The sequence below is a fragment of the Micromonospora sp. NPDC049645 genome (assembly GCF_040675155.1).
Classification (GTDB): Bacteria; Actinomycetota; Actinomycetes; order Mycobacteriales; family Micromonosporaceae; genus Micromonospora.
In genome coordinates this window covers 187,251-203,093 of the sequence record NZ_JBFAOI010000007.1, presented here as the reverse complement: position 1 = coordinate 203,093, position 15,843 = coordinate 187,251, and the positions used below count along the sequence as shown (strand labels likewise).

General features: G+C 72.7%; 18 protein-coding genes. 9 read left to right on the top strand and 9 right to left on the bottom strand.

The annotated features are described in order from the left end of the window. Nucleotides 1-75 precede the first annotated feature (75 nt). Together AB0J33_RS18295 and AB0J33_RS18290 are read right to left on the bottom strand one after the other, a co-directional pair. Entirely contained in the window at nt 76-1,584 is a 1,509-nt protein-coding gene (locus tag AB0J33_RS18295) for a glycosyltransferase family 39 protein (RefSeq protein WP_363614952.1), read from the bottom strand. Nucleotides 1,585-1,620: 36 nt separating this feature from the next. Beyond that, nucleotides 1,621-2,646, bottom strand: coding sequence for an aldo/keto reductase family protein (locus AB0J33_RS18290; RefSeq protein WP_363614950.1), 1,026 nt, complete (start codon nt 2,644-2,646; stop codon nt 1,621-1,623). Between the two features lie 62 nt (nt 2,647-2,708). Here AB0J33_RS18290 and AB0J33_RS18285 point away from each other — a divergent pair, with 62 nt between their 5' ends. From AB0J33_RS18285 to AB0J33_RS18265, 5 genes are all read left to right on the top strand, one after another. After that, complete coding sequence (locus AB0J33_RS18285) at nt 2,709-3,620, top strand: ArsR family transcriptional regulator (protein WP_363614948.1); 912 nt, start codon at nt 2,709-2,711, stop codon at nt 3,618-3,620. A 293-nt stretch (nt 3,621-3,913) separates the two neighbouring features. Further along, on the top strand, nt 3,914-5,626 hold the full coding sequence (locus tag AB0J33_RS18280; RefSeq protein WP_363614946.1) for a nitrite/sulfite reductase: 1,713 nt from the start codon (nt 3,914-3,916) through the stop codon (nt 5,624-5,626). Next, nucleotides 5,623-5,784, top strand: coding sequence for a hypothetical protein (locus tag AB0J33_RS18275; protein WP_334503463.1), 162 nt, complete (start codon nt 5,623-5,625; stop codon nt 5,782-5,784). The genes AB0J33_RS18280 and AB0J33_RS18275 overlap by 4 nt, the downstream gene beginning before the upstream one ends. 56 nt (nt 5,785-5,840) lie before the next feature. Further along, nucleotides 5,841-6,602 carry a phosphoadenylyl-sulfate reductase gene (locus AB0J33_RS18270; protein ID WP_363614943.1) on the top strand — a complete coding sequence of 254 codons (762 nt, stop codon included), beginning with the start codon at nt 5,841-5,843 and terminating at the stop codon, nt 6,600-6,602. A gap of 17 nt (nt 6,603-6,619) precedes the next feature. Continuing rightward, on the top strand, nt 6,620-7,387 hold the full coding sequence (locus AB0J33_RS18265; RefSeq protein WP_363615204.1) for a CbiX/SirB N-terminal domain-containing protein: 768 nt from the start codon (nt 6,620-6,622) through the stop codon (nt 7,385-7,387). A 91-nt stretch (nt 7,388-7,478) separates the two neighbouring features. Here the strand turns inward: AB0J33_RS18265 and AB0J33_RS18260 are convergent, their stop codons facing one another. Continuing rightward, nucleotides 7,479-7,736, bottom strand: a complete 258-nt coding sequence (locus AB0J33_RS18260; protein WP_007072794.1) for a WhiB family transcriptional regulator — start codon at nt 7,734-7,736, stop codon at nt 7,479-7,481. A gap of 447 nt (nt 7,737-8,183) precedes the next feature. After that, nucleotides 8,184-9,134, bottom strand: coding sequence for a diacylglycerol kinase family protein (locus tag AB0J33_RS18255; protein WP_363614940.1), 951 nt, complete (start codon nt 9,132-9,134; stop codon nt 8,184-8,186). A gap of 43 nt (nt 9,135-9,177) precedes the next feature. On the opposite strand from AB0J33_RS18255, the gene AB0J33_RS18250 reads away from it, so the two are divergent. Then, nucleotides 9,178-9,567 carry a hypothetical protein gene (locus AB0J33_RS18250; RefSeq protein ID WP_363614938.1) on the top strand — a complete coding sequence of 130 codons (390 nt, stop codon included), beginning with the start codon at nt 9,178-9,180 and terminating at the stop codon, nt 9,565-9,567. A 30-nt stretch (nt 9,568-9,597) separates the two neighbouring features. Here AB0J33_RS18250 and AB0J33_RS18245 read toward each other — a convergent pair whose 3' ends face one another. From AB0J33_RS18245 to sodN, 3 genes are read right to left on the bottom strand one after another with little or no spacing between them, the layout of a single operon-like run. Further along, nucleotides 9,598-10,005 (bottom strand): ATP-binding protein, encoded by a 408-nt coding sequence (locus AB0J33_RS18245; protein WP_363614936.1) that lies wholly within the window; start codon nt 10,003-10,005, stop codon nt 9,598-9,600. A gap of 32 nt (nt 10,006-10,037) precedes the next feature. Further along, nucleotides 10,038-10,559, bottom strand: coding sequence for a GNAT family N-acetyltransferase (locus AB0J33_RS18240; protein WP_363614934.1), 522 nt, complete (start codon nt 10,557-10,559; stop codon nt 10,038-10,040). Then, nucleotides 10,556-10,960, bottom strand: coding sequence for a superoxide dismutase, Ni (gene sodN, locus AB0J33_RS18235; RefSeq protein WP_030336684.1), 405 nt, complete (start codon nt 10,958-10,960; stop codon nt 10,556-10,558). Before sodN ends, AB0J33_RS18240 begins: the two co-directional genes overlap by 4 nt. Before the next feature lie 84 nt (nt 10,961-11,044). Here sodN and AB0J33_RS18230 point away from each other — a divergent pair, with 84 nt between their 5' ends. The 3 genes from AB0J33_RS18230 (at nt 11,045) to AB0J33_RS18220 (ending at nt 13,722) form a co-directional block, all read left to right on the top strand. Beyond that, complete coding sequence (locus tag AB0J33_RS18230; RefSeq protein ID WP_363614932.1) at nt 11,045-11,395, top strand: S24/S26 family peptidase; 351 nt, start codon at nt 11,045-11,047, stop codon at nt 11,393-11,395. A gap of 145 nt (nt 11,396-11,540) precedes the next feature. Continuing rightward, nucleotides 11,541-12,719 carry an NADP-dependent malic enzyme gene (locus AB0J33_RS18225; RefSeq protein ID WP_363614930.1) on the top strand — a complete coding sequence of 393 codons (1,179 nt, stop codon included), beginning with the start codon at nt 11,541-11,543 and terminating at the stop codon, nt 12,717-12,719. Between the two features lie 40 nt (nt 12,720-12,759). Further along, nucleotides 12,760-13,722 carry a zinc-binding dehydrogenase gene (locus AB0J33_RS18220; RefSeq protein WP_363614928.1) on the top strand — a complete coding sequence of 321 codons (963 nt, stop codon included), beginning with the start codon at nt 12,760-12,762 and terminating at the stop codon, nt 13,720-13,722. A gap of 51 nt (nt 13,723-13,773) precedes the next feature. Here the strand turns inward: AB0J33_RS18220 and AB0J33_RS18215 are convergent, their stop codons facing one another. Further along, the gene (locus AB0J33_RS18215) at nt 13,774-14,736 is read right to left on the bottom strand and encodes a chlorophyllase (RefSeq protein ID WP_363614926.1); all 963 of its coding nucleotides are present in this window, start codon (nt 14,734-14,736) and stop codon (nt 13,774-13,776) included. 58 nt (nt 14,737-14,794) lie between these two features. Further along, the gene (locus tag AB0J33_RS18210; protein ID WP_363614924.1) at nt 14,795-15,691 is read right to left on the bottom strand and encodes an alpha/beta hydrolase; all 897 of its coding nucleotides are present in this window, start codon (nt 15,689-15,691) and stop codon (nt 14,795-14,797) included. Nucleotides 15,692-15,843: the final 152 nt, after the last annotated feature.

Below are 15,843 nucleotides of genomic sequence, written 5' to 3'. Positions count from 1 at the left end.
GTCGCGCCCGAGCAGCCCTGTCCGGTCGAGCTGCGGCACCGGGTGGCGTGGCGTCGGGCACGGCGCCGAGCTGGGTCAGCCGCCGGGGCGGCGGGTCAGCAGGGCGACGGTCAGGCCGGGGCGCTGCCAGACCTGGGCGACGGTGAAGTCCGCGCGCAGCGCGGCACCCTTCGCGTCCGGCACGGCGGCCAGCGGCTCGGCGTGCCGGCCGGAGACGACGAGCCACACCCGTGTCGTGCCGGCCAGGCACTGCGCCGGCTGCGGACACTCGGCGGCCCACAGGTCGCCGCGGCGGACCTCGTCCTCGGTGACCAACACGTCCCGGGGTGGGTCGCCGAGGTGGTACTCGATGCCCAGGTCGAGGAAGAGCCAGCTGTGCCGGGGCGAGTAGACCACCGCGTCACCCGGCCGCTGGCCGTCGGCGATCACCCGCGCCGCCCCCGCGTAGTCCACCGGCGCGCTGCGCGGCCACTCGTGGGTCCGGCGCAGCGCGGCCTGGTCGGGCAGGCCGAGCAGCCCGGCCAGGACCACCACCACCAGCGCGGCCGGCGCGGGCACGGCGGCCAGCGCCGCGCCCGCCAGCAGACACGCGAACGGCACCACGAAGACCAGGTACCGGGGCACCCACAGCGGAACGACCGTGCCGGCGACGAAGAGCAGCAGTACGGGCAGCAGCACCGCGCCGACCGGCAGCAGGGCGCGCCGCCCGAGTCGGGCCGCACCAAGCGCGGCGACCCCGACCAGCAGGCCACCCACCACACCGCTCTGGGTCACGCCGCCGGGCAGCGCGCTCAGGTCGTCCAGGCGAGCCAGGTGGACCCAGTTCAACTGCCGGGACTGCTGGGTCCGGGCCTTGACCAACAGTGGGCCGGCCAACAGCGCGACCGGCAGCACGGCGACCAGCCACCGCCACACCCGCCGATCCCGCCCGGCGTCCAGGTGAGGCGGCGTGGCGACGCCGGCCACGGCCGGGCCGCGCCACCAGGCGACGAGGACGACCAGCGCGTGTGCGGCGAGCAGGGTGAGCGCGATCAGGTGGATGAGCCCGAGAGCGGCGACGGCGACGGCGTACCCGGCCCAACGGGCCCAGCCCGGTCGACGCAGCGCGGCCACCAGCACCAGGGTGGCGAGCACGGCGAGCATGGTGGCCAACGCGTACGGGCGGGCCTCCTGCCCGTAGCGGGAGGTGCTGGGGAGTACCGCGAACAGCAGCCCGGCGAGCAGGCCGCCGCGTCGGTCGACGAGCCGCGCGCCGAGCACGGCGAGCAGCCCGGCGGCCACCGTCATCGCCAACACGGCCGGCACCCGAAGGGCGACCGTGGAGTCGCCGACGACCCTGGTCCAACCGTGCATCAGCAGGTAGTACGGCCCGGTGGCGGCGTCGATGGTGCCGGCCAGTCGGGCCAGCTCGGTGGGTGAGCGCGTCGCCGCGCTCCACGTCGCCAGCTCGTCGCGCCAGAGTTGGGCGGAGCCCAGCCCGGTCAGGGTCACCGCCAGGGTCAACAGCGCCGGGGCAAGCCAGACCGGCAGGCGGCGCAGCCGCTCCCACGCCGCCCCGGCCGACTTCTCGGACAATTGCCCCACGCTCCGAGCCTGCCACGGCCGTCCCTTCCGTGGGCGTCAGCCGACGGCAGGCGGTGGGCGCCAGGCGGGCATCACGTCGTTCGGTCGGGCGGTCTTCGCCGGATCACGCTCCACGAGCTCGTCGAGGACGGCGTCGACCCGGGCCATCAGCTCGTCGTCGAGCCGTACCGTGGCGGTCCCGGCCGTCTCGGCGAGTTGCGCGGGCCGTGACGCGCCGACGATCGCGCCCGCCACGGTGGGACGGCGCAGCACCCACGCCACCGCCAACTGGGCCATCGTGCAGCCGGCGGCCTCGGCGACCGGCCGGAGCTGGCGTACCCGGGAGAGCAGCAGATCCGAGGAGTAGCGGGCGATGAACGGGCCACCGAAACCGTCGGCGGCCCGGGAGCCGGCGGGCGGACGGCCACCCGGTTCGTACCGGCCGGTCAGCACGCCCATCGCGAGGGGCGCCCAGGCGAGCTGGCCCAGGCCGAGGTCAGCGCAGGCCGGCGACACCTCGGCCTCCACCACCCGCCACAGCATCGAGTACTGCGGCTGGTTGGCGATGAACGGGATGTGCAGTTCGGCGGCGAGCCGCGCACCCGCGCGCAGCTGCGGGGCGGTCCACTCGGAGGCGCCGACGTAGAGCACCTTGCCCTGACGGACCAGGTCGGCGAAGGCGAGCATCGTCTCCTCCAGCGGCACGGTGTCGTCGTACCGGTGCGCCTGGTAGAGGTCGATGTAGTCGGTGCCCAGCCGGCTCAGCGAGGCGTGGCAGCCTTCGATGACGTGCTTGCGGGACAGCCCGGCGTCGTTGGCCCCCGGCCCGACCGGCAGGCACACCTTCGTGCACAGCTCGATCGAGCTGCGCCGGACGCCGCTCAACGCCTTGCCCAGCGCCTCCTCGGCCCGCCCCTGCGCGTACCGGTCGGCGGTGTCGAACGTGGTGATGCCCGCGTCCAGGGCGGCGGCCACGCACGCTGCCGCCGTGTCGTCGTCGAGCTGGTTGCCGTGGGTGACCCAGTTGCCGTACGCGACCGCGCTGACGCGCAGGCCCGACCGTCCCAGTTGTCTGTACTCCATGTGAGGATCCTCGGGCCGCTCCGCGCTGTCGCCGAACCGTTCGAGCGTGGTCGAATCCGTCGGTGATCGAGGTTCGGTTCTCGCCCGACGACCTGAGCCGGGTGCGGTTCGTGCACTCGCCCCTGGCCGAGCTGGTGGCCAGCTCCTGGGCGTTGCGCAAGCCGGCGAAGTACTGGATGCACCGTCCGTGGAGGGAGCGCGCGGAGCAACTGCTACCGGATGCCGGCCTGGAGCCGTTGTTGGCGGTGCTCAGGTCGTCAAACGGTTACGTGCCGGATTTCCTCACCCCGATCGGGGTGGCACCGAACCTGGCCGCCGAGTTGCGGGCGGTCGCCGGGACCGACCCGTCCCGGGTGCGGCGGCAACTGGAACGCGCCGGCGCACCCCGGCTGTCCCCGGACGAACTGGTCGCGCAGCTGCACCGGTACTTCACCCTGCTGATCGCACCGGACTGGCCCCGACTGCGGGCGCTCGCGCTGGCCGACATCCGGCGGCGGACGCTGCTCGCCGCCGAGCAGGGCGGGCGTACCCTGCTCCGCGAGCTGCACCCGTTGATCCGGTGGGACGGCGCGGCGCTGCGGGTCGCCGTCGGCGCGACCCGGCCGGCCGGCCTGGACGGCCGCCCGTGGACGCTGCTGCCCACCGCGTTCTCCGGGCCGACGGTGCACGCGATCATGGAGGGCGACGCCGGGCCCGCCCTCTGCTACCCGCCCACCGGGCTGGGCGGGCTGTGGGATTCGCCGCCGCCCAGCGCGGCGCTGAGCGCTCTCCTCGGCGGTACGCGGGCGGCGGCGCTCGCCCTGCTCGACACGCCGCTGAGTACCGGCGAACTGGCCGCGATGCTGGGTCTCGCACCGGCGACCGCGTCGCACCACCTCACCACACTGCGGGACAACGGCCTGGTCGCCGGCGTACGGCAGGGGCGGGTTGTGCGTTATGCCCGAACTGTCCTTGGTGACCAGCTGGTCGGCTGACCTCTGGGCCCGTGATGTGGGATCCAGCACGCAGACATTGGCCGGCCCCCATGGGGTGTGGCAGCATGAGCCCATGACCGCCGCAGTCGTCCGCCGCTTCGTGGCACGTCGCCACGTTGATTACGGCCGCGTGCGCAGCGCGATCTGTCCGGCCTACTGACGACGCCCGACCAATCCGTCTCGGGCGCGCTCGCGCCGGCTGTCTGAAGACACCGTTGTCCCCGCCCGCTTCGGCGGGCCGGCCGCCGCGCCCCGCGTACACCGAGGCACAGCAGACAACGGAGGACGCCGCGATGGCGGTCAGCAGCACCCCGGCCCGATCCGAGGACCCGACGGCTCGCCCGGCCCGAGCGCCGCGCCGGCTGCGGGGTGAGGGTCAGTGGGCGCTCGGCCACCGCGAGCCGCTGAACCCCAACGAGCGGATCAAGAAGGACGACGACCCGCTCAACGTCCGGGCTCGCATCGAGACCATCTACGCGCACCGCGGCTTCGCCTCGATCGACCCGCAGGACCTGCGCGGCCGGTTCCGCTGGTGGGGCCTCTACACCCAGCGCAAGGCGGGCATCGACGGCGGGCGCACCGCCGTGCTGGAGCCGCACGAGCTGGAGGACGAGTTCTTCATGCTCCGGGTCCGCATCGACGGCGGCCAGCTCAGCCTGGCCCAGCTGCGGGTGATCGCGGACATCTCCCGGGAGTTCGCGCGGGACACCGCCGACATCACCGACCGGCAGAACATCCAGTACCACTGGATCCGGGTCGAGGACATGCCGGAGATCTGGCGCCGGCTGGAGTCGGTCGGCCTGCAGACCACCGAGGCGTGCGGCGACTGCCCGCGGATCGTGCTGGGCAGCCCGGTCGCCGGGGTGGCCCGCGACGAGCTGCTCGACCCGACCCCGGCGATCGACGAGATCGTCTCCCGGTACGTGGGGGACAAGCAGTACTCCAACCTGCCCCGCAAGTTCAAGACCTCGATCTCGTGGCTGGTGGACACTCCGTACGAGTCGAACGACATCGCCTTCCTCGGTGTCGACCACCCCGAGCACGGGCCCGGCTTCGACGTCTGGGTCGGCGGGGGTCTCTCCACCAACCCGATGCTCGCCAAGCGGCTCGGTGTCTGGGTGCCGCTGGCCGAGGTGCCCGACGTGTGGGCCGGCGTGGTCGGGATCTTCCGCGACTACGGCTACCGTCGCCTGCGCAACCGGGCCCGGTTGAAGTTCCTGGTCGCCGACTGGGGCGTGGAGCGCTTCCGCGAGGTGCTGGAGAAGGACTACCTCGGCCGTACGCTGCTCGACGGTCCGGCGCCGATCCTGCCGTCCAAGCCGGTCGACCACGTGGGCGTGCACGAGCAGGCCGACGGGCGGCACTACGTGGGCGCCGCTCCGGTCGTCGGGCGGGTCTCCGGGGCGCAGCTCAGTCAGCTGGCCGACGTGGTCGAGGCGCACGGCAGCGACCGGGTGCGACTCACCCCGTACCAGAAGCTGCTGGTGCTCGACGTGCCGTCGGAGCGGACGGAGTCGCTGGTCGACGCGCTGCGCGGGATCGGTCTGGAGGCCCGACCGTCGGCCTGGCGGCGCGGCACCATGGCGTGCACCGGCATCGAGTACTGCAAGCTCGCCATCGTCGAGACGAAGGCCCGCGGCGAGGAGTTGGTGGCCCGGCTGGAGCAGCGGCTGCGCGACTTCGACGCGGACATCTCGATTCACATCAACGGCTGCCCGAACGCCTGCGCGCGTACCCAGGTGGCCGACATCGGGCTGAAGGGTCAACTGGTGGTCGGCCCGGACGGCCGGCAGGTCGAGGGCTTCCAGGTGCACCTGGGCGGCGGGCTGGGCATGGCCCAGGGGCAGACCGCCGGGTTCGGTCGCAAGCTGCGCGGCCTGAAGACCACCGCCGAGGAGCTTCCGGAGTACGTGGAACGGCTGGCCCTCCGCTACCTGGCCGGCCGCAGCGAGGGCGAGACGTTCGCCAACTGGGTGATCAGAGTCGACGAGGAGGAACTGCGGTGAGCAGCGAGAACCGAGCGGCACCTCTGTACTGCCCCTACTGCGGGGAGGAAGACCTGCGGCCGCACGAGGCGGGGCACGGCGCCTGGGAGTGCCACGCCTGCACCCGGGTCTTCTCGGTGAAGTTCACCGGGCTGCTCAGTCGGACGGTGACCCGGTGAGCGCGAGGAGTGAGCTTGCCAGCCCCGCAGCCGCGAGCGAAAAGAAGCCAGCTCGGGTGAGTCTCGTCTCGGCCGCGAGCCTGCGCCTGGTCGGCCCGGGCGGCGCGACGCCGGCCGACCCGACCCGGCGCGACCCGGACGAGCTGCGGACGCTTGCCGAGCAGGCCGCTCGGGACCTGGAGGGCGCCCCGGCGCTGGAGATCGCCCGCTGGGCCGCGGAGACCTTCGGCGAGCGGTTCTGCGTCACCAGCTCGATGGCCGACGCCGTGCTGGCCCACCTGGTGTCCCGGGTGGCCCCGGGGGTGGACGTGGTCTTCCTCGACACCGGTCTGCACTTCCCCGAGACGCTGCGGGTCCGCGACGAGGTCGCCCGGACGCTGCCGGTGAACGTCCGGTCGATCCGGCCCCGACTCACCGTCGGCCAGCAGGACGGTCAGTACGGCCCCCGGCTGTTCAACAAGTCGCCGGACGACTGCTGCCAGCTGCGCAAGGTGGAGCCGCTGGAGCGGGCGCTGACCGGGTACGACGCCTGGGCCGCCGGGCTGCGTCGGGACGAGTCGCCGACCCGGGCCAACACGCCGGTGGTGACCTTCGACGCGCGACGCGGCAAGGTCAAGGTCAACCCGATCGCGGCGTGGTCGCAGGGAGATGTGGACGCCTACATCGCCCGCTTCAACGTGCCGGTCAACGAGTTGTTCAAGCAGGGTTACGGGTCGATCGGCTGCTGGCCGTGCACCCGCCGTACGAAGGCCGGCGAGGACGCGCGGGCCGGCCGGTGGGCCATGTTCGAGAAGACCGAGTGCGGGCTGCACGTCTGACCTCCCCGGCGACGACCCTGACCGGCCCCGGTGCGGCCGGCGGGGCGGATCCGGTGGTGTTGGTCGCGCACGGCAGTCGTGATCCGCGAGCGGCCGACGCCACCCGGGCACTGGCTCGGGCGGTGTCGGCCGCCCGACCGGGCACACCGGTGTGGGCGAGCTGGCTGGACCACACCGAGCCGGGGCCGACCGCCGTGCTGCGCGACCTGGCCGTGGCCGGTCACCGCCGGGCGGTGCTGGTGCCGTTGCTGCTGACCGCCGCGTACCACCACCGGGTGGACATCCCGGCGGCGGTCGCCGCGGCGGCGCAGGCCGGCCCGCCGCTGGCGGTACGGGTGACCGATGTGCTCGGCCCGACGGGCGGGACGCCCGATCCGGGGCTGCTGGCCGGGCTGTGCCGTCGGCTGGCGGAGACGCACCCGGGCCGCCTCGACGCGTTGGTGCTGGCCGCCGCGGGCACCCGGGACGCGCGAGCGCGTCGCTCGGTGGGCCGGGTCGCCGACGCGCTGGGCGTGGAGTTCGGGGTGCCCTGCCGGGTGGCGTACGCGTCGGCGGCTCCACCGGCGGCCGGCGTGGCGGTGTCCCGGCTGCGGGCGTCCGGCGCGCGCCGGGTGGCGGTGTCGGCGTACTTCCTGGCGCCGGGGCTGTTCCACGACGCGGTGGCGGAGGCGGCTCGGGCGGCGGGCGCGGTGGCGGTCGCCGCCCCGTTGACCGACGCGCCGGAGCTGGTCGAGTTGGTGTTGCGTCGGGTCGACGACCGGCCGGTGCTGGCGTCGACGGGGTGACCGTGTCGGCACGGTGGTGATCCGTGGTGCCGGGACAGCAGAACGCCCCGGCGGGCGAACCCACCGGGGCGTACGGCTGTGTCGTTGGGGATCAGGCGGAGTGAGCGCGCAGCACCCGGAGACCGCCGCGCCGCTTGACAGCGCGCCGCTCTTCCTCGCTCATTCCGCCCCAGACGCCGGCGTCCTGACCGGACTCGAGCGCCCACTGCAGGCACTGGTCGGTCACGGAGCAGCGCCTGCAGACGGCCTTGGCCTGCTCGACCTGCAGGAGAGCCGGTCCGGACGTCCCAATCGGGAAGAACAGCTCCGGGTCCTCGTCGCGGCAGACAGCATGGTGACGCCAGTCCATGGCGGCAACACTCCTCATTCTGGATGGGTGGCAAATATTGCTTGTCGTGCTTTTCCTATATGCATCCGCAGTGCCGATGTGACAGTTAGCGTTCGTCCATTCGGCAGTGCGTGAGCAGGCTGTTAGCACCGGGGACCTGCTGGAACAGCTCAACCTGACGAGCATATCCAGGCCATGTCTCGGTAACTCAAGTTCGCTTGTGAATACTTTCACGAACAGTCGTGATGTCAAGGGTGACGCTCGGAAAAACTCCGGGCGGTGAGCAAGCCCACAACCCATTTGTCCGGGTTCCAGTGCTTTCCTGGTTACCCGCCGTGCCACAGTCGAGGATCAATATAGTACAGTCCGCGTGACATTGCTGACATTTCCGGCACCTGCCCCTCGGTGTGGCGGCGACCATGTCGATCGGTTGTGGCCACCGTGTCGACCTAGGGCGGTACCCGAGACCTAGCAGATTACTCTCAGTGCGGCGGGAACGGAGGTAAATCTGACTTTCTCCCGCTCGCCGAGATAGTCCCCGTCCAGCTGGAACGCCTGCGGACGGCTGGAGACCAGCGTGAACTCCGCTGTGTCATGAAGACGTAACACCTGCCGGCCGCGAGGATTCGGCTGTCGACCCAGGAACTGCGTCACTGTCCGTGTTGTGCTAGCCACCCGGAGCTGACGCAACGCCAGGACATCCAGCCCGAGGTCGAACGACGCGGCCGGGTTCGGGTTGACCTCACGGTCGCCCAGATACGTCCAGGGCGCCGTGTTCTGGATGATGACGGTGGCCAGTTCGGCCTCCGCCGGCTCACCCGGACGCTCCAGGACGATCGCCGGGTGCCGCCGGTCCGAGGCGAAGAAGTACTGGTTCATGATCGAGCGCAGATAGAGCGACGGAGTGGACACCCGGCCCTTGCGCCGAGCCTGCTCCACCCGGTGGATCACCGCGGCGTCCAGGCCGAACCCCGCGCAGAAGGTGAAGTAGCGGTCGTCGGCGCGGCCCAGCCCAACCGTCCGGCTCCGGCCCAACCGCAGTCCCTCCAGGATCATGCTGGTCGCCTCCGGCCACTCCCGGGGCAGGCCCACCGCGCGGGCGAACACGTTGGTCGAGCCGCCGGGAACCGTCGCCAGCGCGGGCAGCCGCTCGGCCATCGGGGCATCGACGGCGAGAGCCGGCGGTTCGGCCGTCATCAGGCCGTTCACCACCTCGTTCACCGTGCCGTCGCCACCCAGGGTGACGACCAGGTCGACCCCCTCCGCGGCTGCCTCCCGGGCCAGCGCCACGGCGTGACCCCGCCGACGGGTGTAGCGCACACTGAGGTCGACTTCGCTGCGCAGCGCCCGGACAAGCACGTCCCGGCTGCGTTCGCTGGTGGTGGTGGCCTTCGGATTGACCACCAGGACGGCCCGCATGGGCGGCACTGTACCTCTCGGCAGCCCGGGTATCGTGGCGCGCGTGACCATCGACTCGGACCCGATCCCCGTCACGCTCCGCTGGGCGGTCCGGCTGCTGTGGGCGGAGGCGGCCGTCGTCGGGCTGGTCGCCGTCTGGCTGGTCTGGGCCGACCTCACGGCCACCCGCACAGACCTGCTGGCGGCGTTGCTGGTGACCGCGTTCGCCATCGGGGCGGCGGTCGTGCTCTGGGCGCTGGGCCGGGCGCTGCTGCGCCGTCAGGCGGGCGCACGCGCCCCCGCGATCGTGCTCCAGCTGATGCTGCTGCCGATCGGGTGGTTCATGATCCAGGCTGGGCTGGGCTGGCTGGGCGTGCCACTGATGGTGCTCGGGCTGGGCGTGGGTTGGCTGCTGATCAGCCCACCGACGACCCGCGCCCTCGGCTTCGAGTGACCCGTGCCGGCCCGCGCCGCGCCGGGTCGGTCAGTAGCCGCCGGAGCGTCGGGTGAGCAGCGCGATCGTGGCCCGACCGTCGGCCGACGAGGCCGACGCCGAGGTGGTCAGCGCGGTGAGCACCTTCCAGGCGAAGGACGACTCGGCGGGCAGGGTGGCGCCGCGCACGGTCGGCACCGTCACCTCCACGGTCAACGCGTCCTCGGTGACCGCGAAGCGGCACTCCAACTCGGCGTCGCGGGTGGCGATGGCGAGCAGCATGGCGCACGCCTCGTCGACCGCGATCCGCAGATCCTCGATCTCGTCGAGCGCGAACTGCAACCGGGCCGCGAGACCGGCGGTGGCGGTGCGGAGCACGCCGAGGTAACCGCCGTCGGCGGGCACCGTGAGGTGCACCACGTCGTCGTCGGTCACTGGCTGGCCAGTCAGTTGAGTCACGCCTCATCCCCCCGGTCGGGGACTCTACCCGGTCAGTCGCCCGTACGCGTGCCGGCGGTGGTGGCGTGATCGGCCAACTCGCGGAGCGCGTCGCCGCTGAGCCGATAGGGAAGCCACTCGCTCATCTGCTCGGCGCCGATCGAGGCGTAGAAACCGGCCGCCGGATTCCAGTCGATCATCCACCACTCCAGCCGCTGGTAGCCGCGCCGTACGCAGATGTCGGCCAGCGCGGCGAGCAGCAGTCGGCCGGCCCCGGTGCCCCGCGCGGCCGGCCGGACGTAGAGGTCCTCCAGATGGATGCCGTGCACGCCGGCCCAGGTGGAAAAGTTCAGGAACCACAGCGCGAAGCCGACCGGCTCGTCGTGCTCGTCGACCGCGACGTGACCGAACAGCGCCGGAGCGCTGGTGAACAGCGCCGAGGTCAGCTGCTCGGTGGTCAGGTGGCACTGCTCCGGGGCACGTTCGTACTCGGCCAGCTCGTGCACCATGGCGACGACGGCCGGCACGTCCTCGGGACGTGCCGGCCGGATCGTCGGGATGACCGGAGAGGTCACGCCTTCTTGGTCTCCCAGAAGATCTTCGAGATTTCGTCGATCTTCGCGAGCAGCTTGTCGGCGGTGGCCGGGTCGAGGCTGCCCTTGACGCCACCGGCGCCGGCGAGCTTGGTGGCCTCGTTGAACAGGCTGTGCAGGTTCGGGTACTTCTCGAAGTGCGGCGGCTTGAAGTAGTCGGTCCAGAGCACCCACAGGTGGTGCTTGACCAGCTCGGCGCGCTGCTCCTTGATGATGATGGCGCGGGTGCGGAACTCCGGGTCGGTGTTCGACTGGTACTTCTCGCAGATCATTTTGACCGACTCGGCCTCGATCCGGGCCTGGGCCGGGTCGTAGACACCGCACGGTAGGTCGCAGTGAGCGCTCGCGGTGACGCGGGGCGCAAGGATGCGCGGAAGTCGCATCGGGATCCTCCATGGGAAGTTTGCGATGATCAAAGGCGACATTACTCCTGGGAATGCTCCCCGAACCGGGTGGAGGTGAAACCAGTGGCCACCGATCACCCGGCTGAGGCGCCCCGGTTGCGCGGACCGCTGACCGCGGTTCTGGTGACCGGCCCGTCCATGGCGCCCACCCTGCGGCACGGCGACGCGGTACTCGTCCGCCCCGGGGGACGCCCGATCCGAGCCGGCGACGTGGTGGTCGCGGTCTTCCGGACCCGGCCCGATCTGCTGGTGGTGAAGCGTGCGGTCCGGCCCCAGGACGGCGGCTGGTGGCTGCGGGGCGACAACGACCTGATCACCGACGACTCCCGGGCCTACGGGGTGGCCGACGTACGCGGACGGGTGCTGGCCCGCTACTGGCCACGCCCCGGACGGGTGCCTCGTCGTCGGTTATGACCCTGCTCACATCCGAGGGGTGGTGCCGACACTATGCTCGGAAAGTGCCCGGGTGACCCCCCGCACCGCGTGCCACCGCCCGCCGCCCACCTCGCGGCGGGGCCGGCCGCCTCACATCTGCTCGACAGATCCTGGAGTCACCACCATGTCTTCGTCCACCGTGGACCCCGCTGATCCCGTCTTCCTGCTGCACCGGGGCGGCAAGATGGCCGTCGCCTCGACCGTGCCGCTCACCAGCCGGGAGGACCTCTCCCTGGCGTACACCCCGGGGGTGGCCCGGGTGTGTGAGGCGATCGCCGCCGACCCCGCCCTGGTGGACGACTACACCTGGGTTTCGCACACGGTCGCGGTGGTCACCGACGGCTCGGCGGTGCTCGGGCTGGGCAACATCGGCCCCCGCGCCGCGATGCCGGTGATGGAGGGCAAGGCGGTGCTGTTCAAGCAGTTCGCCGGGGTGGACGCGGTGCCGGTCTGCCTGGACACCCAGGACGTGGACGAGATCGTCGCCGTGGTGCGCGCGCTGGCGCCGTCGTTCGGTGGGATCAACCTGGAGGACATCAGCGCGCCGCGCTGCTTCGAGATCGAGCGCCGGCTCGACGAGGCGCTGGACATCCCGGTGTTCCACGACGACCAGCACGGCACCGCGATCGTGGTGCTCGCCGCGCTGCGTAACGCCGCGACGTTGCTCGACCGCAAGCTCGGTGACCTGCGGGTGGCGGTCTGCGGCGCGGGCGCGGCCGGCGTGGCCGTGACGAAGATGCTGATCGCCGGGGGCGTCAACCCCGACCAGGTGGTGGTCTGCGACTCGAAGGGGATCATCGGCCGGCACCGCACCGAGCTGACCGGCGCCAAGGCCGAGCTGGCGGCGAGCACCAACGCCGACGGCCGGCACGGCGACATCACCGAGGCGCTGCGCGACGCGGACGTGCTGGTCGGGGTCTCCGGCGGGCAGATCCCCGAGGCGGCGGTCGCCGGGATGGCGCCCGGCGGGATCGTGTTCGCGCTGGCGAACCCGACCCCGGAGGTGCACCCCGAGGTGGCCGCCCGGCACGTCGCGGTGGTCGCCACCGGGCGCAGCGACTACCCCAACCAGATCAACAACGTGCTCGCCTTCCCGGGGGTGTTCCGCGGTGCGCTGGACGCCGGTGCCACCCGGATCACCGAGGCGATGAAGGTCGCCGCCGCGGACGCCATCGCCGGGGTGGTGGCGGAGTCCCTCACCGCCGACGCGATCGTGCCGTCGCCGCTCGACCCGCGGGTCGCGCCGGCCGTGGCCGAGGCGGTCGCCGAAGCCGCCCGCCGCGACGGCGTCGCCCGCCGCTAGCCCGCCGGGCGGCTTCTTAACGAGCGCTCAGCTTGTTACCGTGCCGATCATGCGTGCTGCCTTCGCCTCCCGCTTCGACGACGCCGACCCGCTCGCCGCGCTCACCGTCGGCGAGCGGCCCGAGCCGACCCCTCCGGCCGACGACTGGGTGACCGTGCGGTTGCGGGCCACCTCGCTCAACCACCACGACCTCTGGTCCCTGCGCGGGGTGGGTCTCACCGCGGCCCAGCTGCCGATGATCCTCGGCTGCGACGCCGTCGGGCTGGACCCGGAGGGGCACCCGGTGGTGGTGTACCCGGTGGTCGTCACCCCGGGTGACCCGCGCGGAGTTTCCATCCTCTCCGAGCACTTCCCCGGGACGCTCGCCGAGCGGGTGGCCGTACCCCGGTCGAACCTGATCCCGCTGCCCGACGGCATGGCGGCCACCGACGCGGCGTGCCTGCCCACGGCCTGGCTGACCGCCTGGCGGATGCTGACCACCAAGGGCCGCGTCGCGGACGCGGACAGCGTCCTGGTGCAGGGCGCGGGCGGTGGTGTCGCCACCGCGGCCGTCGCGCTCGCCGTCGCGATGGGCAAACGGGTGTACGCGACCAGCCGCGACGCCGTCAAGCGGGACCGGATCTCGGCCCTCGGCGCCACCGCCGTGGAACCCGGTGCCCGGCTGCCGGAACGGGTCGACGTGGTGATCGAAACGGTCGGCGCGGCCACCTTCGACCACTCGCTGAAGTCGGCCGCGCCGATGGCCCGGATCGTGGTCTCCGGCGCGACGGCCGGGCACGAGCCGTCGGTCAACCTGCGCCGGGTCTTCGCGATGCAGCTGGAGATCCTGGGCACCTCGATGGGCACCCCAGGCGAGCTGTACGAGCTGCTGGCCTTCTGTTCGGAGAACGAGGTGCGCCCGGTGGTGGACAGCGTCGTTCCGTTCAGCCGGGTGGAGGACGCCTTCGCCCGACTGCACTCCGGCGACGCCTTCGGCAAGGTCGTCATCGACCACACCGCCTGACCCGCGCGACCTCCGCGCCGCTGCGGGCTGGGGCGGGGCGGGGCGGGCGGCTCAGAGGTGGTCGTCGAAGGTGGCGATGTCGCCGCGCGTCGCGTCGGTGGAGATGCGTTTCTTGGCGTCCGGGTCGCCGTAGAGCGACCAGCGCAAAAACTCGACCGACGTGTCCGAGACGACCCGCAGCGTCGCGCCGTCGCTGAGCAGCGCCCGCCCGTGGTCGCCCTTGGGCAGGCTGAGCATCGCCTTCGGCCAGGGCACCTTGTCGTACGCGGCCTTGCCCGCCGCGTACTCCACCACCTCGTCCAACTTCCCGTGCACGAACAGCTGCGGCGCCGCCGCGCCGGCGAACGCGGTGCCCACGCCGAGCGCCGTGCCGGCGAACACCACCCCCGCGTCCAGCCGCTCGTCCCGGCTCGCGGTGAACAGGCCGATGGTGGTCACCCCGCCCGCCGAGTGCCCGGCCGCGGCCACCCGCTCGCCGTCCAGCCGGCCGCGCAACCCGTCGCCGGCCTTGCCGTCCAACGCCAACACCTGATCCAACGCGTACGACACGTCGGCCGGCTGGTTGAGCACGTCGAGCACGTTGTTGTCGGCGCCCCGGGAGGTGTGCGGGAACGTCGGCGCGGCCACCACGAAACCTGCCGCCGCCCAGCGGGTCAGCAGGGTCGCGTAGTCGTCCGGTCGTCCACCCAGACCGTGACTGAACATCACCACCGGGAACCGGCCCTCGGCCGCCGTCGCCGACCGCTTGGCCGCGCCGCCGGCCTGCCCGGACGCCGGGTACCAGAGCGTCGTCGGCAGCGCGCGGCCGTCCCGGGTCAGCTTCAGCTGGCGTACGCCGACCGCGAAGGCGCGTTCCGGGGCCTTGCCGGCGGGGACCTGCGGTGTCGGCGTGGCGGCGGGCTTCGGCTCGACCGGCGGCGCCTGCCCGCTCGGGCGGGCGTCTGCTGAGCAGCCGACCAGGCCGGCCAGGAGCACGGTGCTGGCCAGCAGTGCGGGAGGAACACGACGCGACATGAATCCGATTGTGCCCTGTCCGGCCGGCGTGCTCGGCGGGCATCGGACACTCCGAGCGTCAGGGGGCCGGGCGAAACTCGTAACGGGTCAGGGTGGGGGAGCGGGCGTCGGCGGGGAGGCGGGCACCGGCGGCCCGGTCGCCGTAGAGGGTCCAGCGCAGAAAGTCGGTGGTGGTGGCGAGGACCGGGGTGAAGCCCGGGTGTCCCGGCGTGAGGTACGCCCCGTGGTCCTGGCCGAGCAGGCTGAGGAACGCGGCCGGTCCGGGGGTACGCGCGTACGCGGCCCGGCCGACCGTCACCGGCACCACCGGATCGTTCGTACCGTGCACGAAGAGCACCGGTGCGGCCGGCCCGGCGAAGCTGCCCGGCAGCCCGCCGCCGGCGATGACGATCCCGGCGCGTAACCGGGCGGAATGTCCGGCGCTGAACATTCCGGAGGTGGTGAAGCCGCCCGCCGAGTGCCCGGCGGCGGCGATCGAGGTCAGGTCGAGGTGCCCGGCGAGCGGGTCGCCCCGGTCGCGGTCGAGGCCGCCCAGATACCGGATCAGTCGCCAGGCGTCGGCCGGCTGGTGGCGTACGTCGGCCCGGGTGAAGTGCGCGGCACCCTGCCGGGTGTGCGGGTAGGCGGGTGCGGCCACCACGAAACCGGCCGCCGCCCAGCGGGTGGTCAGACCGGCGTGCAGCTCGGGCAGGCTGTTCAACCCGTGGCTGTAGATCACCACCGGGAACCGTCCGGTCGCCACCTGGTCGGTCGACGCCGGGTACCAGATCGTCACCCGCAGGGGGCGCGCCGAGCGCGGATCGAGGGTGAGCGTACGCACGCCGACGGCGTACGACCCCTCGGGCGCCCGACGCGCCGACACCGGCCCGGTGGCCCCGCCGGCCACCGCCGTGGCCGGCGCGCAGCCGGCCAGCAGCGCTGTCACCAGTACGGCGATCAGCCGGCCCGCCCCCATCGTTTCACGGTAGGTGCCCGGGAGGGCGTAGCGACCCCGCCGTCCGGCTCGGGTGCACCCGCCACCCGGTCGGGTCGGCTCCGCCGGCCGGGCCCACCCCTGGGACGTCGCGGGCCGGGGACGGTGCCGCGTGACCAGCTTCGCTAGGGTCA